The following is a 26,304-nucleotide window of genomic DNA, read 5'->3' as shown; positions in this document are numbered from 1 at the left end:
GTAGTGGGCACCCCGGACGGGTAGGTTGATCGCCGTGCAGGTCGTCGCCACGTTGAGCCTCAAGGGTGGGGTGGGCAAGACCACGGTCGCCCTCGGGCTGGCCGGGGCGGCCCAGCAGCACGGTGTCCGCACCCTGCTGGTCGACCTCGACCCCCAGGCCAACGCCACCATCGCCCTGGACGTGGGCGACACGACCGCCACCGTCGCCGACGTCCTCGACGACCCGCGCCGCTCCGTCCTCCGCCGCGCCATCGCCCCCAGCGGCTGGGGCGAGGGCCTCGACGTGATGGTCGGCGCCGAGCAGACCGAGCGCCACAACCACCCCGACCCCGGCGCGAAGCAGCTCAGCCGCCTCACCCGCGCCCTGGGCCGGCTCCTCGACGCCGACGACGAGGACGCCGGCGACGCGGAGGAGCACGACCTGGGCCCCTACCGGCTCGTCGTGATCGACTGCCCGCCGTCGTTGGGCCAGCTCACCCGCAGTGCCCTGGCCGCCGCCCACCGCGCGGTGCTGGTGACCGACCCCACGATGTTCGCCGTGTCCGGCGTCCAGCGGGCCTTCGACGCCGTGCAGACCGAGCGCCAGCGCGGCAACCCCGACCTCCAGCCGCTCGGCGTCCTCATCAACCGCGTACGCCCCCGCAACGCCGAGCACGAGTTCCGGGTGGCCGAGCTGCGGGAGCTGTTCGGACCCCTGGTGTTCAGCGGCGTCCTGCCCGACCGGTCGGCCGTGCAGCAGGCCCAGGGCGCCTGCGTGCCGATCCAGAGCTGGGACACCCCCGGTGCCCGCGAGGTGTCGGCGGTCTTCACCACCCTGCTGGGACGGGTGCTGCGGAGTGAGCGGCGGCCGCGGACGGCGACGGCCCCACCCCCCACCCGCTGACGGCCCCGCCTCGACCTCGATCGCCAGGACCGCGCCGGCAGGGTCGCTACGACGGCCGCGACGTCACACTCCCGACGATCATGGTTCCCGATCGCCAGCAGCACCCGGCCTGCGCACTCACCACGAGCCCTTGACCGCCGCGACCGGCCGGACAGGTCAGCGCAACCGCACCGTCTCCGTCACCATCCCCACGAACTGCTCGGCCTGCCGCAGCAGGTCGTCGGCCGAGCGCTGGTCGACCAGGCGGGCGATGCCCGCCTCGGCCGCGGCCCGGGTGGCGGAGCAGGAGGCGAAGAACGCCGCCCACTCCCCCAGCTCGGGCGCCACGGTGGCGAGGATGTCCCACACGGCGCGGGGCGCGCCGCGGCGGGGCTGCGGGGCGGCCCGGACGGCCAGGACCGCGGCCCCGGCGCGCAGCGCGGCCAGGTAGGCGGCCGGGTAGCGCCGGAGGGGGTCGGACTCGCGGTGGGCCTCGGCGAGCCCGTCGGCGGCCTGCCGCAGCAGGGCCAGTGCCGCGCGGGAGACCGGGGCCGGGCGCGGGGCGGGCACCGGTCGGTCCGTCGTGATCGTCATCGGACACCTCCCTGTTCCTGCACGAACACCTGTTCGGACAACCCGCGCCGACCGGTGGTCATTCCGGGACCCGGACGAGGTCCCACACACCGGGGCCCGCGCGCATCCGCAGCACGAACTCGCGGCCGGGGACGTCGGGCTCGTCGGCCGAGCGGGCCTCGACCCGCCAGCACCGCAACCGGTCGCCCCCGACGGGCATGGGTGAGGGGAACGGCCACGGCGACTGCTCGATCCACCGCTCCCGGACGTCGACGATCAGGTAGCGCGGCCCCCGCCGCGACGGCCTGCGCTGGAACTCGACGGGTTCCCCGTCCAACCAGCGCACCTGGACGGGTGTGGGCTCCCGCGAACGGAACACCCGGCTGAAGGCACTCACGCTGCACTCCTCCCGACCGGCCTGTTCCGACCGGCACCGTGCACGGCCGGTCTGGGCTCCGGCCGCTCCGGTCGGCCCGGCGGCCGGGTGCTTCCCCCACCCCGCCGCCGGGCCCACCGATGATCGAACACATGTTCGACCCCCTCCAGTACAACCTCCCGCCGCCCGCGCGTCAAGTCGCCGCACGCGCGGCAGGACGGGACGCCGCCGACGTGGTGTGATGGCGCGGTGACCACCGCACCGGCCCGGCACATCGTGGAGTGGGGCCCGTCCGACCTCGCCGCGCGCGTCGACGACGCGCTGGCCGTGTATGTCGCCGCGATGGGCTACCCGCCGAGCACCGCACGGCACCGCCGAACGCTGTGGCTCGACCACGTCCGCCGTCCGGGCTGGCGCGCCGTGGGCTGCGTCGACGACGCGGGCCGGCTGCTCGGCGTCGCCTACGGCTACACCGGCGCGCCCGGCCAGTGGTGGTTCGAGGAGGTCTCCCGCGGCCTGCGCCCCCGCCCGCGGGAGCGGTTCTGGCTCGAGGACTACTTCGAGCTCACCGAGCTCCACGTGCACCCCGACACCCAGGGCGGCGGGCTCGGCGAGGGGCTGCTCCGCACGCTGCTCGGCGGCGCGACCGCCCGGCGGGTCCTGCTCTCGACGCCCGAGAACGGCGACGGCCCCACCAACCGGGCCTGGCTGCTCTACCGCCGCCTGGGCTTCGCCGACGTCCTGCGCCACCACCGCTTCACCGGCGACGCCCGCCCGTTCGCCGTCCTGGGCCGCGACCTGCCGCTGCCGCCCGCGCCCCCGAGGTGACGCCCGCACCCGGATGGCACGATGGCGCGATGCCGTCCCCGCGCCGCCGGCCCGCGCTGCTGCTCGTCCTGGTCCTCGCGCTGCTGGCCCTGTCCGGGTGCGCGCGCGTGCAGGCCGCCCTGGCCGTGCAGCCCGACGACACGGTGCGCGGCCAGATCGTCCTCGCCACGCCCGAGACCGGCCCCGAGGACCCGGGGCCGGTGCTCACGCTCCCCGACGACCTCGAGGCGCAGGTCGACGTCGGCTCGTACCGCCAGGAGGGCTACACCGGCTCGCTGGTGCGGTTCTCCGACCTCTCGTTCGCGCAGGTGAGCGAGCTGATCACGGCCGCGGGGCCGCCCGGGGAGAAGGTCCGCCTGGAGCTGCGCCGGGCGGGCAACCGGGTGGTCGTCAACGGCTCGGTCGACCTCACCACCGTCGACGTCGACCGCGCCGACTTCCAGCTCAAGATCGCCTTCCCCGGCCAGGTGCTCGACGCCAACGGCGACGCCGACTCCGGCGAGGTCAGCTGGGTCTTCGAGGCGGGCGAGGTCGGCGACATCGAGGCAGTCGTGGCCTTCGACGACCCCGGCGCGCCTTCGCCGTTCAACTGGAGCCTCGGGCTGTTCCTCGTGGTGGCGCTGGCCGCGGCCGCCGTCGTGCTGGCCGCGCACCGCACGCGCAACCCACCCGTGCGCCAGGGCTGAGCGAGCCGGGGCGGCTCAGGCCACGACGGCCCGGCGCCGCGCCCCCAGGCCCAGCCGCTGCACGAGCTCGGTCGTGGCCGTGGAGCGGTTGAACGTGTAGAAGTGCAGCCCGCCGACGCCCTCGGCCAGCAGCCGCGCGCACAGCTCGGTGGTGAGGTCCATGCCCGCCTCGCGGAACGCCTTCGGGTCGTCGGCGTAGCGCTCCAGGCCCTCGGCGAGGCCGGGGGGCAGCGGCGCGCCGGAGAGCTCCGGCCCGCGGTGCAGCGTGCGCATCGTCGTCAGCGGCATGATCCCCGGCAGCAGCGGGACCTCGCAGCCCGCGGCGGCCAGCCGGTCGCGCAGCCGCAGGAAGCCGTCGGGCTCCAGGAACAGCTGGGTGATCGCGAAGTCGGCCCCCGCCCGGACCTTGGCGACGAGCCGCTGCAGGTCGGAGTCCTCGTCGGGCGAGCGCGGGTGGCCGTAGGGGAAGGCGGCCACGCCGACGCAGAAGTCGCCCAGGCTGCGCACCAGCGAGACGAGCTCGTCGGCGTACATCAGGCCCTCGGGGTGGGCGACCCACTCGCCCAGCGGGTCGCCGGGGGGGTCGCCGCGCACCGCGAGGACGTTGCGGATGCCGGCGGCGGCGTACTCGCCGATGACGTGGCGCAGCTCCGCCACCGAGTGCGAGACGGCCGTCAGGTGCGCCATGGCGACGAGCGTGGTGTCCGACGCGATCCGACCGGTGGTGCGGACGGTGCGGTCGCGGCTCGACCCTCCCGCGCCGTAGGTGACCGAGGCGAACGCCGGGTCGAGCGGCTCGAGCCGGCGGATGGCCCTCCACAGCTCCGCCTCGCCCGCGTCGTCCTTGGGCGGCATGAACTCCACCGAGAACACCGGCTGGTCGCCGCCGATCCGGTCCGTGATCTTCATCGGATGGTCTCCTCGGATGTGGTCCGTGCGGGGTGAGCCTACGGGGCCCCTCGGCCACCGCGCCGACGTGCGGCGCCGCCGCTACCCTCGTCAGGTGCCTCCCCGACCGTCACTCCGCCCGGCGTCCTCGTGACCCGCACCGCCCCGGAGCGCCTCCGGGCCGCCGACGACGAGCTGTCCGACGCCGTGGAGGAGGTGCTGGCGTCCTACCTGGAGCGCCGGGGCGTCGACACGGCCGCCATCGACCCCGCGTTCGGCACGGCCACCGCCGCGCTCACCGACTTCGTCCTGAGCGGGGGCAAGCGCCTGCGCCCGACGTTCGCCTGGTGGGGGTGGCGCGGCGCGGGCGGCAGCCCGGACGACCCGCACGCCGCCGGCGTGCTGGAGGCGATCAGCGCGCTCGAGCTGATCCAGGCCTGCGCGCTCGTGCACGACGACCTGATGGACGCCTCGGCCACCCGCCGCGGCCGCCCCACCGTGCACGTCGACTTCGCCCGGCGCCACGCCGAGGCCGGCTGGCAGGGCCGCCCGGCGCGCTTCGGCGCCGCCGCCGCGATCCTGCTCGGTGACCTCGCCCTCGTCTGGGCCGACGACCTGTTCCGCTCCTCCGCGCTGCCGGTCGAGGCGATCCGCCGCGCCGCCGCGCCGTGGGAGGCCATGCGCACCGAGGTGCTCGGCGGGCAGTACCTCGACGTGCTGCACCAGTCCACCGGCGACACGAGCCCGCGCGCCGCGCTGCAGGTCGACCGCTACAAGACCGCCGCCTACACCGTCGAGCGGCCGCTGCACCTGGGCGCCGCCATCGCCGACGCCTCCCCCGAGCTGATCTCCTGCTACCGCCGCTTCGGCGCCGACATCGGCATCGCCTTCCAGCTGCGCGACGACCTGCTCGGCGTCTTCGGCGACCCGGCCGTCACCGGCAAGCCAGCGGGCGACGACCTGCGCGAGGGCAAGCGGACGCTGCTGCTCGCGCTGGCGCTGGAGCGTGCCGCCGAGCAGGGCTCCCGGGCGTCGGCGGCCGCGATCGAGTCCGCGCTCGGCGACCCCGACCTCGACGCCGACGGCGTCGACCGCGTGCGCGGCCTGCTCGTCGACCTCGGCGCCGAGCAGGCCGTCGAGCAGCGCATCGCGGCGATGACCGGCTCCGCCCTCGACGCGCTGAGCACCGCCGACATCGACGAGCCGGCGGCCTCGCGGCTGTCCGACCTCGCCGTCGCGGCAACCCGGAGGCGGCGATGAGGCTGCGCACCGTCACCGGCCCCACCGATCACGTCATCGTCGTCGGGGCGGGCTTCGCCGGCCTCACCACGGCGCTGCACCTGCTCGGCGCGGGGCGCCGCGTCACGATCGTCGAGCGGGGCGAGCACCCCGGCGGCCGGGCCGGGCGCCTCGACCTGCAGACGGCCGACGGCACCTACCGGGTCGACACCGGCCCCACCGTCCTGACCATGCCCGACCTGCTCGACGAGGCGCTCGGCGCCGTCGGGGAGAAGGTGTCGGAGCGGCTCGACCTCGTCGAGCTCGACCCGGCCTACCGCACCCACTTCGCCGACGGCTCCACCATCGACGTCCACACCGACGCCGGGGCGATGGAGACCGAGGTCCGCGCCGTCTGCGGCCCCGACGCGGCGGCGGGCTACGTCCGCATGCGCGAGTGGCTGGGCAAGCTCTACCGGGCCGAGATCGACACGTTCATCGGCGCCAACTTCGACTCGCCGCTCGACCTGCTCGGCCCGGACCTCGTGCGCCTGGCCGCGCTCGGCGGCTTCGGGCGCCTGGGCCCGCGCGTCGAGGGCTTCCTGCCCGACGAGCGGCTCCAGCGCATCTTCTCGTTCCAGGCCCTCTACGCCGGCGTGCCGCCGCAGACCGCGCTGGGCGCCTACGGCGTGATCGCCTACATGGACACCATCGCGGGCGTCTACTTCCCGAAGGGCGGCATGCGCGCGGTCGGGCAGGCCCTGGCCGACGCCGCCGTCGCCGCCGGGGCGGAGATCCTCTACGGGCGCACCGTCACCGGCCTGGAGCGCGGCGCGGGGCGCGTCACCGCCGTCCGCCACCGCGCCACCGACGACCCGCTCAGCGCATCGGAGCGCACCGCCGCCGACTCGTTCGTCCTCACGCCGGACCTGCCCGTCGTGCACGACCTGCTCGGCCGCGCGCCCCGGCGCGTCGTGCCGCTGCGCTACTCCCCCAGCGCCGTCGTCCTGCACGCCGGGCTGCGCACCGCCCGGGGTGGGCGGGACGAGGGCGGGGCGGCGCACCACACCATCTCCTTCGGGGAGAAGTGGCGCGAGACGTTCCGCGAGATCATCGACGACGGCCGGTTGATGACTGATCCGTCACTGCTCATCACGCGCCCGACGGCGACCGACCCGTCGCTCGCCCCCGACGGGCGCGACCTGCTGTTCGTGCTGGCCCCGTGCCCGAACCTGGCTGGGCGGAAGGGTCGTGGGGGGCCGATCGACTGGGAGCGCGTCGGACCGGCCTACCGCGACGAGCTCCTCGGCGTCCTGGAGGCCCGGAACCACCCCGGGCTCGACGGCATCGAGGGCGACATCGAAGTGTCGCACCTGGTCACACCGGCCGACTGGGCCGCCCAGGGGATGGCCGCGGGCACCCCGTTCTCCGCCGCGCACACGTTCGCGCAGACCGGCCCGTTCCGGCCGCGCAACCTCGTCCGCGGCTACGAGAACGTGGTGCTGGCGGGCTGCGGCACGACCCCGGGGGTCGGCATCCCGCCGGTCCTGCTCTCGGGCCGGCTGGCCGCCGCGCGCATCACCGGGCCCGTCCCGGCGACCGGGCGGGGTCGCAGGGTCCCGACAGGCGGCTGAGGGCGGTCATGGCAGCATGGTCCGCGCCATGACCGCGCAGCCCTCCTCCCCCGTCGACCGGTCGGAGTCCCCCGATCGGGCCGTCACGGCGCCCGCCGGCAGCACGTCGCGGGCGTCCGCCCGGCGTGCCCGCCTGGGGTCGCCGCCCCGCGGTCCGCTGGTGCTCGGGGTGGTCGCGTCGCTGCTCATGGTGCTCGGCGGCTTCGGCGCGGGCGGCGTCCTCGTCGACGACCCCCTGCTGACGAACTCGCCGCTCGGCTTCTGGCGCTACGGCCACGGCCGCGAGATCGCCAACTCCCTGATCTACCTCGGCGTCGGCCTGCTGGCCTGGGCCTGGGTCCGGCTGGGCCGCGAGGTGCTGGCGCGCCGCGTCGGCGGCCGCGCGGTGCTCACCACGGCCACGGCGTGGCTGCTGCCGATGCTGGTGGCGCCACCGCTGTTCACCCGCGACGTCTTCAGCTACCTCGCCCAGGGCGCGCTGCCGCTGCACGGGTTCGACCCGTACGCCGTCGGGCCCGAGGCGCTGCCGGGGATCTTCACCGACAACGTCCACTACTTCTGGCAGGACACCCCGGCGCCCTACGGCCCGCTGTTCATCCTCTACGCCAAGTCCGTCGCGTGGCTCGCGGGCGACCAGATCATCCTCGGCGTCGTGCTCATGCGCCTCGCGCTCGTCGTGGGGCTGGTGCTGCTGGTCCGGGCGCTGCCCGAGCTGTCGCGGCGGATGGGCGGGCGGCCCGCGCTCGCGCTGTGGATCGTCGTCGCCAACCCCGTCATGGTGATCCACATGGTCGGCGGCGGCCACAACGACCTGCTCGTCATGGGCCTGCTGGCCACGGCCGCGCTGTCGGCGCTGCGCGGGCAGCACGCGTGGGGCATCGTGCTCGCCACCCTGGCGATGGCGGTCAAGGCCAGCGCGGGCGTCGCGCTGCCGTTCCTGGTACTGGTCTGGGCGGGCACGATGGCCGGGTCGGTGCTCGTGCGCACGCTGCGCGCCACCGCCTACGGCATCGCGATCTTCGTGCCGGTGTTCGCGCTGTGCACCGTCGCGGCCGGTGTCGGGCTGGGCTGGCTGCCGGCGCTGAGCGCCCCGTCGATGATCGTCAACTGGATGTCGCTGCCCACCGGCGCGGGCCAGCTCGTGCACTCGATCGTCAGCATCTTCGGGCCCGTGTCGATGCAGCCGTTCGTCAACGTGGGCCGGGCGATCGGCGCCCTGATCCTGCTGGTCATCGCCGTGCGCCAGTGGTGGGCCGCGCGCGACGGCGGCCCCGACGCGCTGCGCCGCGCCGGCATCGTGCTGCTGGCCGTCGCGCTGCTCTCCCCCACCACGCTGCCCTGGTACGTCAGCTGGGGCATGGCGCTGCTGGCGATGGTCGACTGGACGCCGCGCGCGCTGCAGGTGCTCGTCTTCTTCTCGCTGTGGCTGATGATCGTCTACTACCCCGACGGCGAGGCCGCGCTCTACGACCTGGCGGTCCTGGGCATCGGCGCGGTGCTCTCGGCGCTGGCCGCGGTGTCGCTGCTGCGGCCCGACCCGTTGGGGCTCGCCCGGCGCCCGGTGGGAGCCGACCCGGTTGTCCGGTAGCGCCGAGCTCGACGCCGCGGGCATCACCGACCCGGCCCTGCGCGCGGCCTACGCCACCTGCCGGCAGCTCAACGCCGCCCACGGCCGCACGTACTTCCTCGCCACCCGGCTGCTGCCGCCCGACCGGCGCCCGGCCGTGCACGCCCTCTACGGCTTCGCGCGCTACGCCGACGAGATCGTCGACGACCTCGGTGACGACCGGCCCGTCGCCGAGAAGGCCGCGGAGCTCGACGCCCTCACCGCGGGCCTGCACGACGCCCTGTCCGGCGCGCCCACCGACGTCGCGGTCCTCGCGGCGCTGGGCGACACGGCCCGCCGCTACGGCATCGACCGCGCGCACTTCACCGACTTCATGACGTCGATGCGGATGGACACCCACGTCACGTCCTACGCCACCGACGCCGACCTCGCGGTCTACGTCCACGGCTCGGCCGCCGTGATCGGGCTGCAGATGCTGCCGGTGCTCGGCACGACGGTGCCCCTGGAGGAGGCGACGCCGCCCGCCACGGCGCTCGGGGTGGCGTTCCAGCTCACCAACTTCCTGCGCGACGTCGGCGAGGACCTCGACCGCGGGCGCGTGTACCTGCCCGCCGACGAGCTCGCCGCGTTCGGCGTCGACCGCGACCTGCTCGCCTGGTGCCGGGCGCACCGCCGCGCCGACCCGCGCGTGCGGCGCGCGCTCGCGCACCTGGTGGCCCGCACGCGCGCCACCTACCGCCGCGCGGCCCCGGGCATCGCCATGCTGGAGCCGGTCTCCCGCGCCTGCGTCGGCTGCGCGTTCGCCCTCTACCAGGGCATCCTCGACGAGATCGAGGAAGCGGGCTACGCCGTGCTGCACCGCCGGGTGGCCGTGCCGAACCGCAGGCGGCTCGCCGTCGCCCTCCCGGGCCTGGCCCGCGCGCTGGCGGCGCGGAGACCCGTCAGGACACCCCGCTAGCACGCCCCACTAGAACGCCCCACTAGAACGCCATGGCCTGCGCGCGGCGCTTGATCTCCCGGTGGCGCCCCTCGGTGAGGAACGACATCGGGGAGCCGGGCAGCGAGTCGTCGACGGTGAACAGCCAGCGCAGGATGTCCTCGTCGCTGTAGCCGCCGTCGCGCAGCACGGTGATGGTGCCCGGGAGTCCCTTGACGACGTCGGTGCGCTCCCCGTCGGTCGCGAGGAACGCGGCGGGGACCACCACCTCCCCGTCGCGGCGCAGGGACAGGATCTGCCCGTCGCGCACGAGTTGGTGGACCCGGGACACGGGCTGGTTCAGAAGGGTTGCGACCTCGGCGACGGGCAGCGTCTCCACGTCGTCGGCCAGAACGGACACCTCACTCACGAGGCGACACGATGCCACATGGGGCACCCTCCCCGCTCCTGCTCCGGGCCGCCGATGCCCGGGCGGTACCGTCAGGGTCGTGAACGCCCCGCCCGCCGCGCTGCTCGACGCGCGCTACCGGCTCGGTCCGGTGATCGCCCGCGGGGGCATGTCCACGGTCTACCGGGGCACCGACACCCGCCTCGACCGACCCGTCGCGATCAAGGTGATGGAGCCCCGGCTCGCCGCCGACCCCGCCTTCCGCACCCGCTTCGAGCGCGAGGCGCGCTCGGCGGCGCGGATCGACCACCCGGCCGTCGTCGACGTCTACGACCAGGGCCGCCACGTCGACGACTCCGGCGGCCACGGCCCCGAGCCCGTGCTGTTCCTCGTCATGGAGCTCGTGGAGGGCGCCACGCTGCGCGAGGTCCTGCGGATGCGCGGGCAGCTCGGCGTGCCCGGCGCGGTGGCCGTGCTCGACCGCGTGCTCGCCGGGCTCGCCGAGGCGCACCGCCTCGGGCTGGTGCACCGCGACGTCAAGCCGGAGAACGTGCTGATCAGCCACACCGGCGAGGTCAAGGTCGCCGACTTCGGGCTCGTCGTCGCGGCGGCGCAGGCCGGGGCGAGCCACGTCGGCACGATCATGGGCACGGTCGCGTACCTGTCCCCCGAGCAGGTCGCCACGGGCTCGGCCGACGCCCGCAGCGACGTCTACGCCGCCGGGATCCTGCTCTACGAGCTCCTCACCGGCACCCCGCCCTACACCGGCGACACGGCGATCTCGGTGGCGTTCCGGCACGTCAACGACCGGGTGCCGCCGCCGTCGCTGATCGCCGGTGACGTCCCGCCCGAGCTCGACGCCCTCGTGCTGCGCGCCACCGACCGCGACCCCGCCGCCCGCCCCGCCGACGCCGGGGCTCTGCTCGACGAGCTGCGCCGCGTCGCCCACCGCCTGGAGGTGCCGCGGGTGCCCGTGCCGGCGCCGCCGCGGCCGGCGGGCCACGCCACCGAGCCCGTGACGCACCCCGGCCCGGTCGTGCTGCCCGGGCCGCGTGGCACGCAGGCCCTGCCCGCGGGTCCGCCGCGCACCGCCACCAGCACCGACCTGTCCGGGCCCCCCCGCGGCGGCACCCTCCACGGCGGCGCGGACGGCGCCCCCTACGACCACCGCCGCGCCCGCCGCCGCAGCCGCCGCGCCTTCGGCATCGGCATCGCGGTGGTCCTCGTCCTCGCGCTCGTGGTGGGTGCGGTGGCGTGGTGGATGGGCACCGGGCGCTGGACGCAGGTGCCCGCGCTGGTCGGGGTGCAGCAGACCGCCGCCGCGGAGCTGCTCGACGACTACGGCCTCGTCACCGGGCCGGCCACGACCACCTTCGACAACGCCGCGCCCGCCGGTGCCGTGCTCGCCGTCGACCCGCCGGTGGGCGCGGAGCTGCTGCGCGGGGAGATCGTCACGCTGACGGTGTCCACCGGACGCCCCACCGTGCCGCCCGTCGAGGCCGGCTCCGACGTCGCCACCGCCGAGCAGCTCGTCCGCGACGCCGGGCTGACGCCCACCCGCGGCAGCTCCGACGCCGAGTACAGCGACTCCGTGCCCGAGGGCGCGGTGATCCGCACCGAGCCCCCGGCCGGGCAGGCCGTCGACATCGGCGGGGCGGTGACGCTCGTCGTCAGCCGCGGGGTCGAGCCGCCTCCGGCGCCCGCGCGGGTGTCGGTGCCGATGGTCGTCGGGCAGACGGCGTCGGCCGCCCAGGCCCTGCTCGACGAGCTGGGCCTGAGCACCGTGGTGCAGTCGGCGCTGCCGTTCGCGCTCAACGAGGACCCGACCGTGATCGGCCAGAGCCCCTCGGCGGGGTCGGTGGTCGAGGAGGGCACCCAGGTCGTCCTGGACACCCTCTAGACCCCCCGGGGATCACCGCTGCCGGGGATCAGCCGCGCAGCATCTCCGCCACGAGGAACGCGAGCTCCAGGGACTGCTGGGTGTTGAGCCGCGGGTCGCACGCGGTCTCGTAGCGGCCGCCGAGGTCGGCGTCGGAGATCTCCTGGGCGCCGCCCAGGCACTCCGTGACGTCCTCGCCGGTGACCTCGACGTGGATGCCGCCCGGGTGCGTGCCCAGGCCGCGGTGGACCTCGAAGAAGCCCTGCACCTCGTCGACGATGCGGTCGAAGTGGCGCGTCTTGTAGCCCGAGGTGGACTCGACGGTGTTGCCGTGCATCGGGTCGCACTGCCAGATGACCTTGTGACCGGACGCCTCGACCTTCTCGACGATCGCGGGCAGCACGTCGCGGACCTTGCCGTTGCCCATCCGGCTGATCAGCGTGAGCCGGCCGGGGGCGCCCTTCGGGTCGAGCCGCTCGACGTACTCCACGGCCAGCTCGGGCGTGGTCGTCGGGCCGATCTTGAGGCCGATCGGGTTCGAGAGCAGCTCCGCGACGGCGATGTGGGCGCCGTCGAGCTGACGGGTGCGTTCGCCGATCCACAGGAAGTGCGCCGACAGGTCGTAGAGCCGGGCCTCCTCGCGGGTGGTGTCCATCCGCAGCATCGCGCGCTCGTAGTCGAGCAGCAGCGCCTCGTGGGAGGCGTAGAACTCGACACTGTGCAGGTTGTGGTCGTCGACCCCGCAGGCGTCCATGAACTTGACGGCCCGCTCGATCTCGGCGGCCACGGCCTCGTACCGCTCGCCCGCCGCGGACGTGCGGACGAAGTCCTTGTTCCAGTCGTGCACGGTGGTGAGGTCGGCCATGCCGGTGGCGGTGAGCGCGCGCACCAGGTTCATGGCGGCGCTCGCGTTGGCGTAGGCGCGGACCATGCGGGAGGGGTCGGCGCGGCGCGCCTCCGGGTCGGCGACGATCGAGTGCACGATGTCGCCGCGGTAGGAGGGCAGGCCCAGGGCGTCGACGGGCGAGCTGCGCGGCTTCGCGTACTGCCCGGCGATGCGGCCGACCTTGACCACCGGCGTCGAGGCGCCGTAGGTGAGCACGATCGCCATCTGCAGCAGCGTGCGGATGGTGGCCCGGATGTGCGGCTCGGTGTTGTCGACGAACGTCTCGGCGCAGTCACCGCCCTGCAGCAGGAACGCCTTGCCGTTCGCGACGTCGGCCAGCCGGGACTGCAGGCGGTCGACCTCGGGCGGCAGCGTCACCGGCGGCACGCTCTCCAGCACCGTGCGGACGTGCGCCACCTCGGCCGCGTCGGGCCAGTCGGGCTGCTGCGCGGCGGGGCGGGAGAGGGCGTCGTCGAGCCTGCTGCGCAGGTCGGCGGGCAGCGGGGGCAGCTCGGGAAGCACTTCGACCGGGGCGTCGACGGTCCAGTTCACGACATCAGCCTAGAAGGTGCCGGCCGCGGGCCGGTGCCCGGTACGTCACCCGAACGGCCCGATTCCACTCAGGACGATCCGGATACCTGACCTCATGGCAACCATCCTCTGGATCCTGGCAGTCGTCCTCGTCGTCGCCGGCGTCCTGGCGATCATCCGCAAGCAGCTCGTGTGGGGCATCGTGCTGATCGTCGTCGGGCTGCTCGTCGGCCCCGGCGGCGTCAGCATCTTCACCTGACGGCCCGCCCGGCGCCGTCCCCGTGACCGGTCCCGTTCAGGACCGTGCGGCCACCGCCGACTCGATCGCCTCCCACCGCCGCAGGTTCAGCCGCGCGTCGGCCAGGGCGTCGTGCGCGTCGGAGGTGGGCGGGGGCAGGGCCGGGCGGCCCGCGTCCTCCCAGCGCTGGCGCAGCTCGCGGGTGAACCGCGGCAGCGCCCTCGGCAGGGCCGGCATCGCTCCCCACAGCTGGCACAGCGCCACGTGGTCGTAGGCCGCGATCCACGCCCACATCTCCACGTCGCCGCCGGGCTCGGTGACGAAGTCGAGCAGGTCGGCGCGCAGGCGCGAGCGGGAGCGCCAGGCCGGGTCGGCGGGCGAGGGGAGCTTGGGCAGCACGTTGGCCCGCACCCACGCGCCGGCGCGGGACGGGTCGAACTCGGTGGAGACCGCGTAGAACTCGCGTCCGTCCTCCCCGACCACCCCGATGGACACCAGGTCGATCGTGGTGCCGTCCTCGATGAACTCGCAGTCGTAGAAGAAGCGCACGTCACGAGGTTAGCCGCCGGGTCCGGCGCGGCACCCGGGCGGCCGGGTCCCGGGCACCCCGGACGGCGCACCGCTAACGGAATGGGGCAGGCTCCGATGACAGTGGAGGAGCACCGTGCCTGCACGTTCCTGGAAGGCCTCGGCCGGGCGGTGCCGTAGGGACCTCGGGGGACCCATGACCGGACCGTCGCCGCCCCGTGCCGCCTGGCCGGCCGCTGCGTGGACCCGCTCCCCCGTCGTCGTGGGCGTCGCGGTGCTGCTGCTGGGCCTGAGCGCCGTCGTGCTGCGCCCGGAGGGCTCCGGTGTGGCGGCGTGGTGGCCCGCCGCCGGCGTCGCCGTCGCGGCCGCGGCGTGCACCAGCGGAAGGCGCCGCGGGGCCGTGCTGCTCGCGGTCGGCGCCGGGGGCCTCGCCGCCAACCTCCTCGGCGGCCGGCCCGTCGCGCTCGCCCTGGCCTTCACCGTCGCGAACGTCGCCGAGGCCGCGCTCGCCGCGCGCCTGCTGGCGGCCGACGGACGCCCGGAGCTGCGCACGCTGCCGCAGCTGGGGCGGCTGCTCGGCGCCGCGGGGGCCGGGGCGCTGGTCGCCGGCGCCGGGGTCGGCGCCGGGGTCGCGCTGCTGTCCGCCGGTGACCCCTGGTCCGCGGGGACGGCGGCCGCGGCGGCGCACGGCGCGGCGGTCGTCGTGCTCGTGCCGGCGGTGATGCGCCTGCCCGACCGTCCCGCGCCCCCGCGCCGGTGGGAGGTCGCGGCGCTGTGGACGCTCGTCGTCGCCGGCACCGCGCTGGTCTTCCTCCCCGGGCAGGCGATGCCGCTCGGCTTCCTCGTCGTCGCCGCGCTCGCCGGCACCGGGCTGCGCCTTGGCGTGCGCGCCGCGTCGGCGCAGCTCGTGGTCGTCGGGGTGGTCGTGGGGGTGCTCAGCGCGCTGGGCGGGGGGCCCTTCGCCGCCGCCGGGCGCCTCCACGGGCCCGCCGTCACCGGCACGCTGGAGCAGCTCTACCTCGGTTCGTGCGCGGTCGTCGTGCTGGCGCTGGCGCTCTCGGTGGCCCAGCGGGAGGCCGCGCTCGTGCAGCTCGCCCGGCTGCGCCGCTTCGACCTGGCCGTCCTCGAGGCCGTCAACGCCGGGGTGCTCGCCTGCGACGCCGAGGGCAACGTGCTGGTCCGCAACCGCGTGCACCGGCGCGCCACGGGCGTCGACCGGACCGTCGACGACCCCGACGGGCACCTGCTCGCCACGGGCATCCGCGTCACCCAGGACGGGGTGGCCCTGCCCCCCGGGCGCACGCCGATGCAGCGGGCGCTGGCCGGGGAGGTGCTCACCGACGAGTCGATGCGGATCGAGCCCGCGTCCGGACCGGCCTCCGACGTCGTCGCGATGGCCCGCCCGATCCACGACCACGACGGTTCACTGCTCGGCGCCGTCGTCGCGTTCACTGACGTCACCGCCGAGCGCGCCGTGCAGGCCCGGCTGCGGGAGAGCCTGGCGTTCCGGGAGGCCGTCCTCGCCGTCAGCCCGGACACGCTGTTCCTGTTCGACCCGCGCAACCGCGAGACGCTGTGGCTCTCGCCCTCGAGCACCGGGTCCCCGGAGGACTCCCCCACCGACCTCGTCGCGCTCGGCGGCGAGCCGTGCCAGGAGCGGGTGCACCCCGAGGACGTCGCCCGGCTCGTGGCCGCCGACGAGTCGGCGCGCGCCCTCGCCGACGGCGCCGTGCTCAAGCTGCGCCTGCGCATCCGCGACGGGCGGGGCCGCTACCGCTGGGTGTCCCGGCGCGTCACGCCGTTCGACCGCGACGACGCCGGCGAGGTCACCGCGCTGCTCGGCGTGGCCCGCGACATCACCGAGAACGTCGAGCTCGAGGAGCGCCTCGCGTCGGCGGCCCTGCACGACCCGCTGACCGGCCTGCCCAACCGCCGGCTGCTCTCCGACCGGCTGGAGACCGCGCTGCACCGGGCCTCGCGCACCGGCAGCGAGGTGCCGGTGCTGTTCTGCGACCTCGACGGGTTCAAGGTCGTCAACGACACCGCGGGCCACGCCGTCGGCGACGCCGTGCTGCAGGCCACCGCCGCCCGGCTCACGACCGTCCTGCGGCCGCAGGACACCGTCGCGCGCGTCGGCGGCGACGAGTTCGTGGCCGTGCTCGACCCGGCGCTGCGGGCCGTCGACCCGGTCCACGCCCACGTCGAGGTGCGCCGGCAGGCCCGCTCGGTGGCGCGGCGGGTCGTGGCCGCGCTGGCCGAGCCGTTCGTCGTCGACGGGACCTCGCACGTGGTCACGGTGAGCATCGGCATCGCGTTCGCCGAGGCCGGCACCGAGCTCGAGCAGGCCCTGCACGACGCCGACCGGGCGATGTACCAGGCCAAGCTCCTGGGCAAGGGCCGCCACGAGGAGCTCGACGACGCCTCCGGGCAGGCCTGAAGCGGCCGGTCCCCCCGTCAGGAGGCGCGGGTGTCGGGCAGCGTCGGCGGGGCGGGGCGGGGCGCCTCCGCGGCCGGTTCCGCCTTCTCGGCCAGCGCCTTCGCCGCGCGCTCCTTCACCGAGGCCGCGTACATGTCGACGTAGGTCTGCCCGGACAGCTCCATGAGCGAGTACATGATCTCGTCGGTCATCGAGCGCTCGATGAACCGGTCGCCCTCCATGCCGGCGTAGCGGCTGAAGTCGAGCGGCTCGCCCACCCGGATGTGCACCTTGCGCGGGCGCCACATGCGCGACCCGATCGGGTTGACCTTGTCGGTGCCGATCATGGCCACCGGGACGACGGGCACGCCCGCCTCCAGCGTCATGCGCGCGACGCCGGTCTTGCCCTTGTAGAGGCGCCCGTCGGGCGAGCGCGTGCCCTCCGGGTAGATGCCCAGCAGCCGGCCCTCGCGCAGCACCCGCACCGCGGTGTCCATCGCGTCGCGGGCGGCCGACCCGCCGGAGCGGTCGATCGGGATCTGGCCGACGCCGGTGAAGAACGCCTTCTGCAGGCGCCCGACCAGCCCGGGCTTGGTGAAGTACTCCGACTTCGCCGGGAACGTGATCCGCCGCGGCACCACCAGCGGCAGGACGAACGAGTCGACGACCGCGAGGTGGTTGCTCGCCAGGATGGCCCCGCCGCGGGACGGGATGTGCTCGAGCCCCTCGATGGTGGGGCGGCAGAACAGCCGCAGGAGCGGACCGAGGAACACGAACTTGGACCACCAGTACAGCACCTGGGCGTGCCCCCTTCACCGCGACGGCCGTCAGCCTACGGACGGGCGGGGCGCGGCGACAACGGGCGGTGGCCCACATCGGTTCCCGCACCGGTGCGCGCGTGTCAGGATGGAGGTGGGCCGTCGCACGGCGGTCCGCGCGGTGGCGAGGAGATCACGTGGGCGGCGAACCGGACGAGCGTCCGCACCCCGACGGCGGGGTCGACGACTTCGACGCCATCGTCGCGGGCTGGCGGCGCGAGGGCGCGGTCCCCGAGTGGCCCGACGAGGAGCCGACGGCCGCCGTGCGCGACCCCTTCGAGGCGTCGGACCCGCCGCCCACGGACGTGCCGTCCGCTCCCGAGCCGCCGCCGATCGTCGTCCGTCCGGGGCCGCGCACGGCCCCCGAGGACGAGCACTTCGTGCCGCCGGAGCCCCCGCCGATCCCCCGCATCGGGCCGCCCGCCGCCGTCGGCCTGGTGCTGCTGGTGCTCGGGGTCGTCCTGGTCACCGCGCCCGGCTGGGTCGGGGTGCCCGACGCCTACGGCCTGCCGCTCGGGCTGCTCACCCTCGCGGCCGGCCTCGGCTGGCTGGTGCTGCGCCTGTGGCCCTCGCCCCCCGGGCCGGGCCGCGACGACGACGGCGCGATCCTCTAGGCGCTCCTACGCGGCGACGGCGGCCAGGTAGCGGGTCTCGGCCCGCTGCAGCAGCAGCACGACGACCGCGCCCAGCACGCTCAGCGCGATCCCGACCAGCACGGCGGTGTTCCACCCGGCCACGAGACCCGCGGCGGTGCCGTCGGGGTGCACGGCCAGCGCGGTGACGACCGTGACGCCGAAGGCCGCGCCGATGTAGCGGCTGGAGTTGTTGATGCCGCTGCCCGCGCCCGCGCTGGTGGCCGGGACGCCGGCGACGGCCTCACGGGCCAGCGTGGCGTTGACGATCCCGCTGCCGACGCCCGCGACCACGAGCCCCACGAGGAGCTGGGCCAGGGGTGCGCCGGTGGTCAGCAGGGCGAGCGGGAGCAGGCCGAGCGCGATCGTCAGCAGGCCGGCGGCGAGGCGGACGGCACCGGAGACCCGCAGCGGGATGCGGCGGGCGAGCAGCGCGAACGCGACGCTGAACCCCGACCACGCGATGCCGATGACCGAGGCCTGAACGGAGGTGTAGCCCAGGCCGCTCTCCAGCACGACGGCCACGAACGACATGAGCGCGATGATCGCGGCGCCGGTGACGAACGCGGCGAAGGTGGCCGAGACCAGTGCGGGCCTGCGGAACATGCCCAGCTCCAGCATCGGCTCGCGCACCCGCCGCTGGTGCACGACGAACACCGCGAGGACGACCACCGCACCCACGACGAGGCCGAGTGCGAGCGGGCTGGTCCAGCCGCGGCGGCCCTCGGTGAGCCCGGCGAGCAGGGCACCGGTGCCGACGGCCAGCAGCAGCGCACCGGTGACGTCGGCCCGGCGGCCGCGCCCGGAGCGCGACTCGGTGAGCAGGCGCTGCCCGGCGACGGCCAGCAGCACCGACAGCACCGCGACGACGACGAACGCGAGGCGCCAGTCGGCCACGGCGGCCAGCACCGCACCGAGCGGCGGGCCGAGCGCGGGGCCCGCGCCCATGCTCGCGCCCCAGATGCCGGTGGCGCGGGCCCGCTCGGGACCGGGGAACGTGTGGCTGATCAGGGCGAGGCCGCAGGCGATCACCGCGGCCGAGCCGATGCCCTCCAGGACCCGGCCGACGACGAACGTCCAGGCGTCGGGGGCCAGCGCGCAGGCGGCCGAGCCGACGGCGAGCAGCGCGGCCCCGGCGACGAACACCCGCCGCCGCCCGACCTCGTCGCCGATCGCGCCGGAGGTGAGGAGCGCGACCGCGAGCCCGAGGCTCATGGAGCTGAGCACCCACGACGTGGCGACCGGTCCGGCCCCGAGGTCGCGCGCGACCGTCGGGATGATCGAGAACGGCGCGGTGAACGCCGTCATCGAGAGCAGGGTGCCGCCCGCGGTGATGGCGAGCGTGCCGCCGGGGTGCAGGCCGGCGGGAGGCCCGGGCGGAGTGCCGGTCGTGGTGCTGACCGTGCGGTCCATGCGCGTCTCCCCCGGGTTCGTGGTGGCCCGGACCGTAGCACGATCGGTTCAATCACCGAACCGATGTGCGATGATGGGCACATGGTGCTGCCACGCGACTACCAGGGCCAGCGGTGCTCGATCGCGCGGACGCTGGAGGTCGTCGGCGAGCGCTGGTCGCTGCTCGTCGTCCGCGACGCGTTCTTCGGCGTGCGGCGCTTCAGCGACTTCGCCCGCCACCTCGGCATCCCGCGCGCCGTGCTCACCGAGCGCCTCGACCGCCTGGTCGAGGAGGGCGTGCTGGAGCGCGTACCGGGGCCGGGGCGGCGCACGGAGTACGCGCTCACGCCCAAGGGCGTCGAGCTCTGGCCGGTGCTGCGTGCGATGGCCGTGTGGGGTGACGAGCACTACTCCCCCGCCGGGCCGCGCCGTCTCTCCGTCCACGCCGGGTGCGGCGGCGCCGTCGACTCCATTGGCGCCTGCGCGCGGTGCCGCCACCCCGTGCCGGTCACCGAGACGGTGACGACGCCGGGGCCGGGGTACGAGCCGCCGCCCGGGGCCGACGCGGTGACGCTGGCGCTGACCGGGTCGCGCACGCTGCTGGAGCCCCTGCCCTGAAGCCCTGTGCCCTGGAACCCTCTGCCCTGAAGCCCCTCTGCCCGGAACCGGAGCCCGGCGTTCAGCCGGCCTCGCGCGCCAGCCGCGCCGCGCCCACCACGGCGGCGTCCTCGCCGAGCTGCGCGGTGCGGATCCGGGCCAGCGGCCTGCGCCCGGCCCCGGTGAGCCGCGAGGCGTAGTGCTCGCGGGCGTCGTCGAGGAACAGCGGCGCCGACGCCGACACCCCGCCCCCGATGACGACGAGCTCCGGGTCGAACACGTCGGCGACGAGCGCGAGCCCCTCCCCCAGCCACCGTGCGAGGTCGGCGACGGCCGCGCAGGCCAGCGGGTCGCCCTCCTTCGCCGCCGCGGCCACCCGGCGCCCGGTGACGCGCCCGGGGTCGTCGACGACGAGCCGGCGCAGCGCGGGCGAGAGCCCGGGGTCGCGGGCGATCATCTCGACGGCCGTCGTGGCCAGCGCGGTGCCGCTGCAGTAGCGCTCCCAGCAGCCCGACTTGCCGCACGCGCAGGGGCGCCCGCCGGGCACGACCCTCAGGTGTCCCAGCTCGGGCGCCACGCCGTGCGCGCCGCGGAACAGCACGCCGTCGACGAGCAGGGCCGCGCCGATCCCGGTGCCCAGCGCCACGAACACCACCGTCGACGCCCCGGCGGCGGCGCCGAAGTGGCGCTCGGCGAGCGCGGCGGCGTTGGCGTCGTGCTCGACGACGACCGGCAGCCCGGTGCGCGCGGCGATCCGGTCGGCGACCGGGGCGTCGCGCCAGGACAGGTGCGGGGCGAAGCGGACCCCGCGCAGGTCGGGGGTGATGAAGCCGGCCAGCGCGAGGCCGGCCGCGGACACCCGGTGCCGCCCGGCGAGCTCGCCGATGACCCGCGCGACCGTGGCCTCCAGCGCCGCCTCGCCGCGCGGGGTGGGGGCGCGGGCGGTGTCCAGGACGGCGCCCTCGGCGTCGACGACCCCGGCTCGCACGCTGGTGCCGCCGACGTCGACCCCGACCGTCAGCGCCGTGCGCTTCAGCACCGTCCGCCGCCGGCGCGGGCGGGCTCGCGGACCACGGGGATGCGCTGCACACGGCGGGCGGGCGGCTCGGCCGCGGAGGACGGCGGCGCGGTCGGAGGTGCGGTCGGGGGCCCGGTCGGTGCGGGCGCCCCCGCACCCTCGTGCAGCGCGGTCCGCAGGACGTCCAGCAGGCCGGCGGCGTGATCGGCGAGGCGGACCGCCAGCTCCGGGCGCTCCCCGCGCAGCAGCGCGACGACGGCGCAGACCGGGCACACGGAGCAGGGCGAGGAGCCCTCCGGGAGCGCCTCCCCCGACGCACCGGCGTCGCGGCCCGACCCCTCCCGGCCCGACCCGTCGCGGCCCGACCCGTCGCGGCCCGTCCCCTCGCGGCCCAGCCCGTCGAGCGCCGGACCCAGCCGGTCCAGCACGAGGACGGCGACCGCGCGCAGCTCGGCGCCCAGGCCCGCGTGCGGGCCGCACCCGGGGGCCGTCACCGGACCCACAGCGCCGGGTCGGGGCGGAACACCACGCACAGGTCGTCGCCGACGAGCCGGGCGCCGACCACCTCGCAGCGGCGCAGCACCGACGGCAGCGCGACCATCCGCCGCGTGCCGCCCGCGCTCACGGCGAGGTCGTCGCCGACGCGGGCGAGGTCGAGCGCACCGTCGGCGGCTCCGGGCAGGGCCAGGACCAGCTCGAACTCCGAGTCCTTCGACGTGCCGGTGCCCGCGGTGCGCCGCACCTGCAGCAGCGGCGGCGCCTGCGCGCCCGGGGCGGCGGGGTCGTCGTCGCCGTAGAGGCCGCGGGCGATCTCGCGCAGCGCGTCGGTGCCGGTGGGCTCGGCCGCGGTGTGGTCGGCGGTGCGCAGCGGCACCCCGAGCCCGGCCAGGTCGACCAGCACGGCCTGCTGCTCGGTGTACCGCTCGCGCAGCCACCGCGCGGCCGGGCCGCGCAGCGACGCCGGCGGGCCGGGCACGATCCGGTTGACGACGCAGTCGTCGACGCGCAGGCCGTGCAGCGCGAGCGCGGTGAGCGTGCGGCGCGTCTCCGCGGCGACGACCCGTTCCGGGGTGAGCACCAGCCGGATCGAGGTGCGGGTGTGGTCGCCGAGCAGCTCGCGCAGCCCGCCGAGGTCGTCGGCGAGCGCGTCGAGGGCGTCGATCGTCGACTCCCACGCCGTCGTCGACTCCCTGCCCCCCGCCGCCATGCCCGCGAGCATCCCGCGGACGGCCCGGCGGTGCGCGGGGAACAGCCGCTCGACGTAGCCCGACAGTGCCTCCGGGAGCCCGAGCAGCCGGAGCGTCTCCGCGGTCGGGCCGCAGTCGACGACGACGACCTCCCACGGCCCGCCCTCGGCGTAGCGGCGCACCTCGCCGAGCGCGAGGAGGTCCTCGACGCCGGGCAGCACCGTCAGCTCGTCGGCGACGAGCTCGTCGACGCCCGCCCCGGCGAGGATCGTGCGCAGGTGGCCCTGCAGCTGCCCCCACGAGCGGTCGAGCAGGGCGTGGGTGTCGATGTGCGCAGCGTGCAGCCCCGGTTCGAGCTCGACGGGGTCGCCACCGAGGTCGGTCTCCAGGGCGTCACCGAGCGAGTGCGCGGGGTCGGTGGAGACGACGAGCGCGGGGCGTCCGGTGCGCGCGAGGTGCGTCGCCGTGGCCGCGGCGAGGGTGGTCTTGCCGACGCCACCCTTGCCGGTGAACAGGACGACGCGCACGGGGCGGAGGGTATCCGGCCCTCAGCCCGCGCTCTCGACCCGCCGCTTCAGACCCTTGAGCGCGGTGTCGATGATCACTTTCTCGGCCTTGCGGCGGAGCATGCCGATCATCGGGATGTTGAGGTCGACGGCGAGCGAGTACGTGACCGTGGTGGAGCCCGTCGACTCGGTCAGCGCATACGAGCCGTCCTGCGCCTTCTGCATCTGTCCCTTGACCAGCGTCCAGCTCACGGAGCGGTCGTCGGGCGCCCAGTCGTAGTCGAGGGTGTAGGAGTCCTTGATCGGGCCGGCGTCCATCGTGAACCTCACGCGGGCCGGGCGGCCGCCGGAGCCGGGCTCCAGGACCTCGACGCTCTTGACCTGCTCCGCCCACTCGGGGTACGCCTCGAAGTCGGCGATGACCGCCATCACCCGCTCCACGGGAGCGGCGATGTCGATCGACGATGTGGTCGCGTTGGCCATGCGGGCAGGTTACCGGCCGGTTTCCCGCTGCGCGTCACCAGCGCGGGAGGGGGGCGTCACCAGCGCGGGACCCGGGCGTCACCAGCGCAGGACATAGGGCGTGCCGGTCCGCCGGAAGTGCCCCACGTTGACGCACTCGGTGCGCCCGACCCGCGCCCGCGCCGCCAGGGGCTGGTGCACGTGGCCGTACAGCGAGACGCGGGGGCGGTCGCGCACGACGACGTCGAGCAGCCCGGGCGAGGACGACTCCGCGCGGCGCGAGACCACGTCGTAGGCCAGGTCGGGGACGGCGGGCGGCACGTGGCTGCACAGGACGTCGACGGTGCCGAGCGCGGCCGCGCGGGCCTCGAACTCGGCGAACCGCAGCATGTTCGGCTTCCACGGCCCGCCCCGGCGCGGCTCGACGCCGGGCGGCAGGGGCGCGCCGCCGACGAACCCGATGCGCAGCCCGCCCACCTCGACGACCCGCCCGTCGGCGTCGACGACGCCGTCGCGGGCGAACTCGGGCCACAGGTCGGGCTGGTCGACGTTGCCGGGGATCGCCCAGGTCGGGGCCGTCATCGCGCCGAACAGCTCGGCGTACTGCTCGCGCACGGCGTCGGCGACGACGGCGGGCGGGTCGGGCACCCGCTCCCAGGCCCGGCGCGCGAACTCCATCAGCTCGCCGGGGGCGCCGTTGGTGCGGATCTCGCCGAAGCGGCTGCTCACCTCGGGGCCGAGCACGCGACCGAGGATGCCCCGGTGCGGGTTCTGGTAGTCGACGAAGTCGACCAGGTCGCCCAGCACGAACAGGGCGTCGGCACCGTCGCCCGCTCGGGCGAGCGCCTCGGCGTTGCCGTGGACGTCGGAGACCACGTGCACGCGCATGATCCGATCCTAGGTCGGGGGCTCCCCGGGTGCCCTGCCCGCCTCCAGCCGGTCCTTGCAGGCGAAGGCCACGGCCTTGGCCGCGCGCTGGCGGCGCCGGGCCTCCGCGGCCCCGCGGCGGGGTGGGGCCGGGGCCGGGCGGCCGTCCGGACCGGGCGGGTCGGCACGCAGGAAGTAGTGCAGCACCGTGCCGTCGAGCACCGGCTCCAGCCAGACCTCCATGCTGCCGACGAGCGCGCCCGTCACCGTCCAGCGGAAGCCCTGCACGCCGCGGTCGGTGTCGACGGCGAGCCGCAGGTCGGGCCACCACCGGACCCACCGGGCGGGCACCGCGAACTCCGCCGCGACCACCTCCGGGGGCACCGCCAGGAACGTCTCGTCCACCACGTCGACCGAGGGCACGGCGCCAGACTGCCGGACCGGGCGAACCGGACAGGCTCCGACCCTCCCCCACACGGGTTACGGCACGGTAGGTTGCGCCCAGCCGCAGCCGAGGAGGACTGGTCCAGTGCGCGAGTACAGCGTTCCCGCCACCATCACCGTGGGTGACGAGGAGAACCTCGTCGACGCGGTCTACGACAACGCGTCCGCCCACGGCGCCGACGTCGTCTACCGCCGCCGGGGCACCGGCGACGCGTGGACCGACGTCACCGCCGCCGAGTTCGCCGAGCAGGTCACCGCCGTCGCGCGGGGGCTGATCGCGTCCGGGGTCGCCGCGGGCGACCGGGTCGCGCTCCTGTCGCGCACCCGCTACGAGTGGACGCTGCTCGACTACGCGATCCTCGCCGTCGGCGGCGTCACCGTGCCGATCTACGAGACGTCGTCGGCCGAGCAGGTCAGCTGGATCCTCGAGGACTCCGGCGCCGTCGGCATCGTCGTGGAGTCGCCCAAGCACAAGGACCTGGTCGCCGGCGTCGCCGCGCCGTCGGTGACGGTGTGGCAGATCGACGCGGGCGCCGTCGAGTCGCTGACGTCCGCGGGCGTCGACCTCACCTCGGACCAGGTGCAGGCCCGGCGCGCCGCCGTCGGCGGCGACGACCTGGCCACCCTGATCTACACCTCGGGCACCACCGGGCGGCCCAAGGGCTGCGAGCTGACGCACCGCAACCTGCTCACCGAGGTCCGCGCCGTCACGCAGGTCTTCCCCGAGCTGTTCACGGCGGGCGGGTCGGTGCTGCTGTTCCTGCCGCTCGCGCACGTGTTCGGCAAGGCCATCCAGCTCGGCGCGATGTGCACCCGCACGATCGTCGGGCACACCCCGGACGTCGCGCAGCTGCTGCCCGACCTGGCCGCGTTCCGGCCGACGTTCCTGCTCGCGGTGCCGCGCGTGTTCGAGAAGGTCTACAACGGCGCTCGCCAGCGGGCCCACAACGACGGCAAGGGCAAGATCTTCGACGCCGCCGCCGACACCGCGATCGCCTGGTCGAAGGCGCTGGACACCGGCGGCCCCGGCATCGCGCTGCGCGCCAAGCACGCCCTGTTCGACCGGCTCGTGTACGGCAAGCTGCGGATGGCCGTCGGCGGCGCGGTCGTGGCCGCCGTCTCCGGTTCCGCCCCGCTGGGCGCGCGCCTGGGCCACTTCTTCCGCGGCGTCGGCCTGCCGGTCCTCGAGGGCTACGGCCTCACCGAGACCTCGGCCGGCATCACCCTCAACACGCTCGCGGCCCAGCGGGTCGGCAGCGTCGGGCGTCCGGTGCCCGGGCACGCGGTGCGGATCGCCGAGGACGGCGAGATCCTGCTCAAGGGTCCGATCGTCTTCCGCGGCTACTGGAAGAACGAGACCGCCACGTCCGAGGCCATCGAGGACGGCTGGTTCCGCAGCGGCGACATCGGCGAGCTCGACGACGCCGGCTTCCTCACGATCACCGGCCGCAAGAAGGAGATCATCGTGACGGCGGGCGGCAAGAACGTCGCCCCCGCCGTGCTCGAGGACCGCCTGCGCGCCCACCCGCTGATCAGCCAGTGCATGGTCGTCGGCGACGCGCAACCGTTCATCGGCGCGCTGGTCACGATCGACAGCGAGGCCCTGCCCGGCTGGCGCGAGCGCCACGGCAAGCCGGCCGGCGACAGCGCTGCCGACCTCGTCGACGACGCCGACCTGCTGGCCGAGGTCGACGCTGCGGTCGACGAGGCCAACAAGGCGGTGTCGCGGGCCGAGCAGATCCGCAGGTTCCGGATCCTGCCGGTCGACTTCACCGAGGCGGGCGGGGAGATGACCCCGACGATGAAGGTCAAGCGGCAGGTGGTGGCGAAGACGTTCGCGGACGACATCGCGGCGATCTACAGCTGATATGGGGGCCCCGCCCCGCCGCCCTCGCCCCCGCCCCGTTCTTGCAGCAAGGCCACCTTCATGGCGCTGTTCGTCATGA

At 75.6% G+C, this 26,304-nt stretch carries 27 protein-coding genes; 13 read left to right on the top strand and 14 right to left on the bottom strand.

The annotated features are described in order from the left end of the window. The first annotated feature begins 34 nt into the window (after positions 1-34). Complete coding sequence (locus I4I82_RS25835; RefSeq protein ID WP_218596083.1) at positions 35-883, top strand: ParA family protein; 849 nt, start codon at positions 35-37, stop codon at positions 881-883. A gap of 156 nt (positions 884-1,039) precedes the next feature. Here I4I82_RS25835 and I4I82_RS25830 read toward each other — a convergent pair whose 3' ends face one another. Together I4I82_RS25830 and I4I82_RS25825 are read right to left on the bottom strand one after the other, a co-directional pair. Next, entirely contained in the window at positions 1,040-1,456 is a 417-nt protein-coding gene (locus tag I4I82_RS25830) for an SAV_6107 family HEPN domain-containing protein (RefSeq protein ID WP_218594025.1), read from the bottom strand. Between the two features lie 58 nt (positions 1,457-1,514). Continuing rightward, the gene (locus tag I4I82_RS25825) at positions 1,515-1,832 is read right to left on the bottom strand and encodes a hypothetical protein (RefSeq protein ID WP_218594026.1); all 318 of its coding nucleotides are present in this window, start codon (positions 1,830-1,832) and stop codon (positions 1,515-1,517) included. A 228-nt stretch (positions 1,833-2,060) separates the two neighbouring features. Between I4I82_RS25825 and I4I82_RS25820 the strand changes: the two genes are divergently transcribed. Further along, complete coding sequence (locus tag I4I82_RS25820) at positions 2,061-2,639, top strand: GNAT family N-acetyltransferase (protein WP_218594027.1); 579 nt, start codon at positions 2,061-2,063, stop codon at positions 2,637-2,639. A 29-nt stretch (positions 2,640-2,668) separates the two neighbouring features. Beyond that, a complete protein-coding gene (locus I4I82_RS25815; protein ID WP_218594028.1) occupies positions 2,669-3,325 on the top strand; it encodes an LppM family (lipo)protein in 657 nt (218 codons plus the stop codon). Positions 3,326-3,340: 15 nt separating this feature from the next. Here the strand turns inward: I4I82_RS25815 and metF are convergent, their stop codons facing one another. Then, positions 3,341-4,234, bottom strand: coding sequence for a methylenetetrahydrofolate reductase [NAD(P)H] (metF, locus tag I4I82_RS25810; RefSeq protein ID WP_218594029.1), 894 nt, complete (start codon positions 4,232-4,234; stop codon positions 3,341-3,343). 129 nt (positions 4,235-4,363) lie between these two features. On the opposite strand from metF, the gene I4I82_RS25805 reads away from it, so the two are divergent. Genes I4I82_RS25805 through I4I82_RS25790 form a run of 4 tightly spaced genes read left to right on the top strand, consistent with a single transcriptional unit; the run spans position 4,364 to position 9,590 of the window. Continuing rightward, positions 4,364-5,473 carry a polyprenyl synthetase family protein gene (locus I4I82_RS25805; RefSeq protein ID WP_372451496.1) on the top strand — a complete coding sequence of 370 codons (1,110 nt, stop codon included), beginning with the start codon at positions 4,364-4,366 and terminating at the stop codon, positions 5,471-5,473. Between the two features lie 2 nt (positions 5,474-5,475). Continuing rightward, positions 5,476-7,065 carry a phytoene desaturase family protein gene (gene crtI, locus I4I82_RS25800; protein ID WP_218596529.1) on the top strand — a complete coding sequence of 530 codons (1,590 nt, stop codon included), beginning with the start codon at positions 5,476-5,478 and terminating at the stop codon, positions 7,063-7,065. Between the two features lie 28 nt (positions 7,066-7,093). After that, positions 7,094-8,653, top strand: coding sequence for a polyprenol phosphomannose-dependent alpha 1,6 mannosyltransferase MptB (gene mptB, locus I4I82_RS25795; RefSeq protein ID WP_225920684.1), 1,560 nt, complete (start codon positions 7,094-7,096; stop codon positions 8,651-8,653). Beyond that, the gene (locus tag I4I82_RS25790; RefSeq protein WP_218593691.1) at positions 8,643-9,590 is read left to right on the top strand and encodes a phytoene/squalene synthase family protein; all 948 of its coding nucleotides are present in this window, start codon (positions 8,643-8,645) and stop codon (positions 9,588-9,590) included. Before mptB ends, I4I82_RS25790 begins: the two co-directional genes overlap by 11 nt. 22 nt (positions 9,591-9,612) lie before the next feature. Here I4I82_RS25790 and I4I82_RS25785 read toward each other — a convergent pair whose 3' ends face one another. Further along, on the bottom strand, positions 9,613-9,978 hold the full coding sequence (locus I4I82_RS25785; protein ID WP_226370251.1) for an Rv2175c family DNA-binding protein: 366 nt from the start codon (positions 9,976-9,978) through the stop codon (positions 9,613-9,615). Positions 9,979-10,057: 79 nt separating this feature from the next. Between I4I82_RS25785 and pknB the strand changes: the two genes are divergently transcribed. Further along, positions 10,058-11,857: a Stk1 family PASTA domain-containing Ser/Thr kinase gene (gene pknB, locus I4I82_RS25780; RefSeq protein WP_218593690.1), complete on the top strand. Its 1,800-nt coding sequence runs from the start codon at positions 10,058-10,060 to the stop codon at positions 11,855-11,857. A gap of 28 nt (positions 11,858-11,885) precedes the next feature. On the opposite strand, the gene I4I82_RS25775 is transcribed toward pknB, so the two are convergent. Beyond that, entirely contained in the window at positions 11,886-13,274 is a 1,389-nt protein-coding gene (locus tag I4I82_RS25775; RefSeq protein ID WP_218593689.1) for a class II 3-deoxy-7-phosphoheptulonate synthase, read from the bottom strand. A gap of 94 nt (positions 13,275-13,368) precedes the next feature. Here I4I82_RS25775 and I4I82_RS25770 point away from each other — a divergent pair, with 94 nt between their 5' ends. Continuing rightward, positions 13,369-13,512 carry a GPGG-motif small membrane protein gene (locus I4I82_RS25770; protein ID WP_172165542.1) on the top strand — a complete coding sequence of 48 codons (144 nt, stop codon included), beginning with the start codon at positions 13,369-13,371 and terminating at the stop codon, positions 13,510-13,512. Positions 13,513-13,548: 36 nt separating this feature from the next. Here I4I82_RS25770 and I4I82_RS25765 read toward each other — a convergent pair whose 3' ends face one another. Continuing rightward, positions 13,549-14,040 carry a polyadenylate-specific 3'-exoribonuclease AS gene (locus tag I4I82_RS25765; protein WP_218596082.1) on the bottom strand — a complete coding sequence of 164 codons (492 nt, stop codon included), beginning with the start codon at positions 14,038-14,040 and terminating at the stop codon, positions 13,549-13,551. Positions 14,041-14,215: 175 nt separating this feature from the next. Between I4I82_RS25765 and I4I82_RS25760 the strand changes: the two genes are divergently transcribed. Next, entirely contained in the window at positions 14,216-16,456 is a 2,241-nt protein-coding gene (locus I4I82_RS25760; protein ID WP_218593609.1) for a GGDEF domain-containing protein, read from the top strand. A 17-nt stretch (positions 16,457-16,473) separates the two neighbouring features. Here the strand turns inward: I4I82_RS25760 and I4I82_RS25755 are convergent, their stop codons facing one another. Continuing rightward, on the bottom strand, positions 16,474-17,232 hold the full coding sequence (locus tag I4I82_RS25755) for a lysophospholipid acyltransferase family protein (RefSeq protein ID WP_218593608.1): 759 nt from the start codon (positions 17,230-17,232) through the stop codon (positions 16,474-16,476). Positions 17,233-17,390: 158 nt separating this feature from the next. On the opposite strand from I4I82_RS25755, the gene I4I82_RS25750 reads away from it, so the two are divergent. Continuing rightward, complete coding sequence (locus tag I4I82_RS25750; protein ID WP_218593607.1) at positions 17,391-17,867, top strand: hypothetical protein; 477 nt, start codon at positions 17,391-17,393, stop codon at positions 17,865-17,867. A gap of 6 nt (positions 17,868-17,873) precedes the next feature. On the opposite strand, the gene I4I82_RS25745 is transcribed toward I4I82_RS25750, so the two are convergent. Beyond that, complete coding sequence (locus I4I82_RS25745; RefSeq protein WP_218593606.1) at positions 17,874-19,298, bottom strand: MFS transporter; 1,425 nt, start codon at positions 19,296-19,298, stop codon at positions 17,874-17,876. 81 nt (positions 19,299-19,379) lie between these two features. Here I4I82_RS25745 and I4I82_RS25740 point away from each other — a divergent pair, with 81 nt between their 5' ends. Continuing rightward, positions 19,380-19,895 carry a winged helix-turn-helix transcriptional regulator gene (locus I4I82_RS25740; protein WP_218593605.1) on the top strand — a complete coding sequence of 172 codons (516 nt, stop codon included), beginning with the start codon at positions 19,380-19,382 and terminating at the stop codon, positions 19,893-19,895. Positions 19,896-19,956: 61 nt separating this feature from the next. On the opposite strand, the gene I4I82_RS25735 is transcribed toward I4I82_RS25740, so the two are convergent. The 6 genes from I4I82_RS25735 to I4I82_RS25710 all read right to left on the bottom strand — a co-directional run bounded on the left by I4I82_RS25735 (position 19,957) and on the right by I4I82_RS25710 (position 24,337). Then, positions 19,957-20,913, bottom strand: a complete 957-nt coding sequence (locus I4I82_RS25735; protein ID WP_226370250.1) for an ROK family protein — start codon at positions 20,911-20,913, stop codon at positions 19,957-19,959. Next, positions 20,907-21,386: a hypothetical protein gene (locus I4I82_RS25730; RefSeq protein WP_226370249.1), complete on the bottom strand. Its 480-nt coding sequence runs from the start codon at positions 21,384-21,386 to the stop codon at positions 20,907-20,909. Before I4I82_RS25730 ends, I4I82_RS25735 begins: the two co-directional genes overlap by 7 nt. Then, positions 21,383-22,606 carry an ArsA family ATPase gene (locus I4I82_RS25725; protein ID WP_218594720.1) on the bottom strand — a complete coding sequence of 408 codons (1,224 nt, stop codon included), beginning with the start codon at positions 22,604-22,606 and terminating at the stop codon, positions 21,383-21,385. The genes I4I82_RS25730 and I4I82_RS25725 overlap by 4 nt, the downstream gene beginning before the upstream one ends. Before the next feature lie 21 nt (positions 22,607-22,627). Further along, positions 22,628-23,068, bottom strand: coding sequence for an SRPBCC family protein (locus I4I82_RS25720; RefSeq protein ID WP_218594721.1), 441 nt, complete (start codon positions 23,066-23,068; stop codon positions 22,628-22,630). A 78-nt stretch (positions 23,069-23,146) separates the two neighbouring features. Beyond that, positions 23,147-23,935, bottom strand: a complete 789-nt coding sequence (locus tag I4I82_RS25715; protein WP_218594722.1) for a metallophosphoesterase family protein — start codon at positions 23,933-23,935, stop codon at positions 23,147-23,149. Positions 23,936-23,944: 9 nt separating this feature from the next. Continuing rightward, positions 23,945-24,337 carry a polyketide cyclase / dehydrase and lipid transport gene (locus I4I82_RS25710; protein ID WP_218596081.1) on the bottom strand — a complete coding sequence of 131 codons (393 nt, stop codon included), beginning with the start codon at positions 24,335-24,337 and terminating at the stop codon, positions 23,945-23,947. Positions 24,338-24,443: 106 nt separating this feature from the next. Between I4I82_RS25710 and I4I82_RS25705 the strand changes: the two genes are divergently transcribed. After that, on the top strand, positions 24,444-26,225 hold the full coding sequence (locus I4I82_RS25705) for an AMP-dependent synthetase/ligase (protein ID WP_218592758.1): 1,782 nt from the start codon (positions 24,444-24,446) through the stop codon (positions 26,223-26,225). The last annotated feature ends 79 nt before the right edge of the window (positions 26,226-26,304 follow it).

The sequence above is a fragment of the Pseudonocardia oceani genome (assembly GCF_019263585.2).
Lineage (GTDB): Bacteria > Actinomycetota > Actinomycetes > Mycobacteriales > Pseudonocardiaceae > Pseudonocardia > Pseudonocardia oceani.
This window is presented reverse-complemented; position numbering and strand designations above follow the sequence as displayed.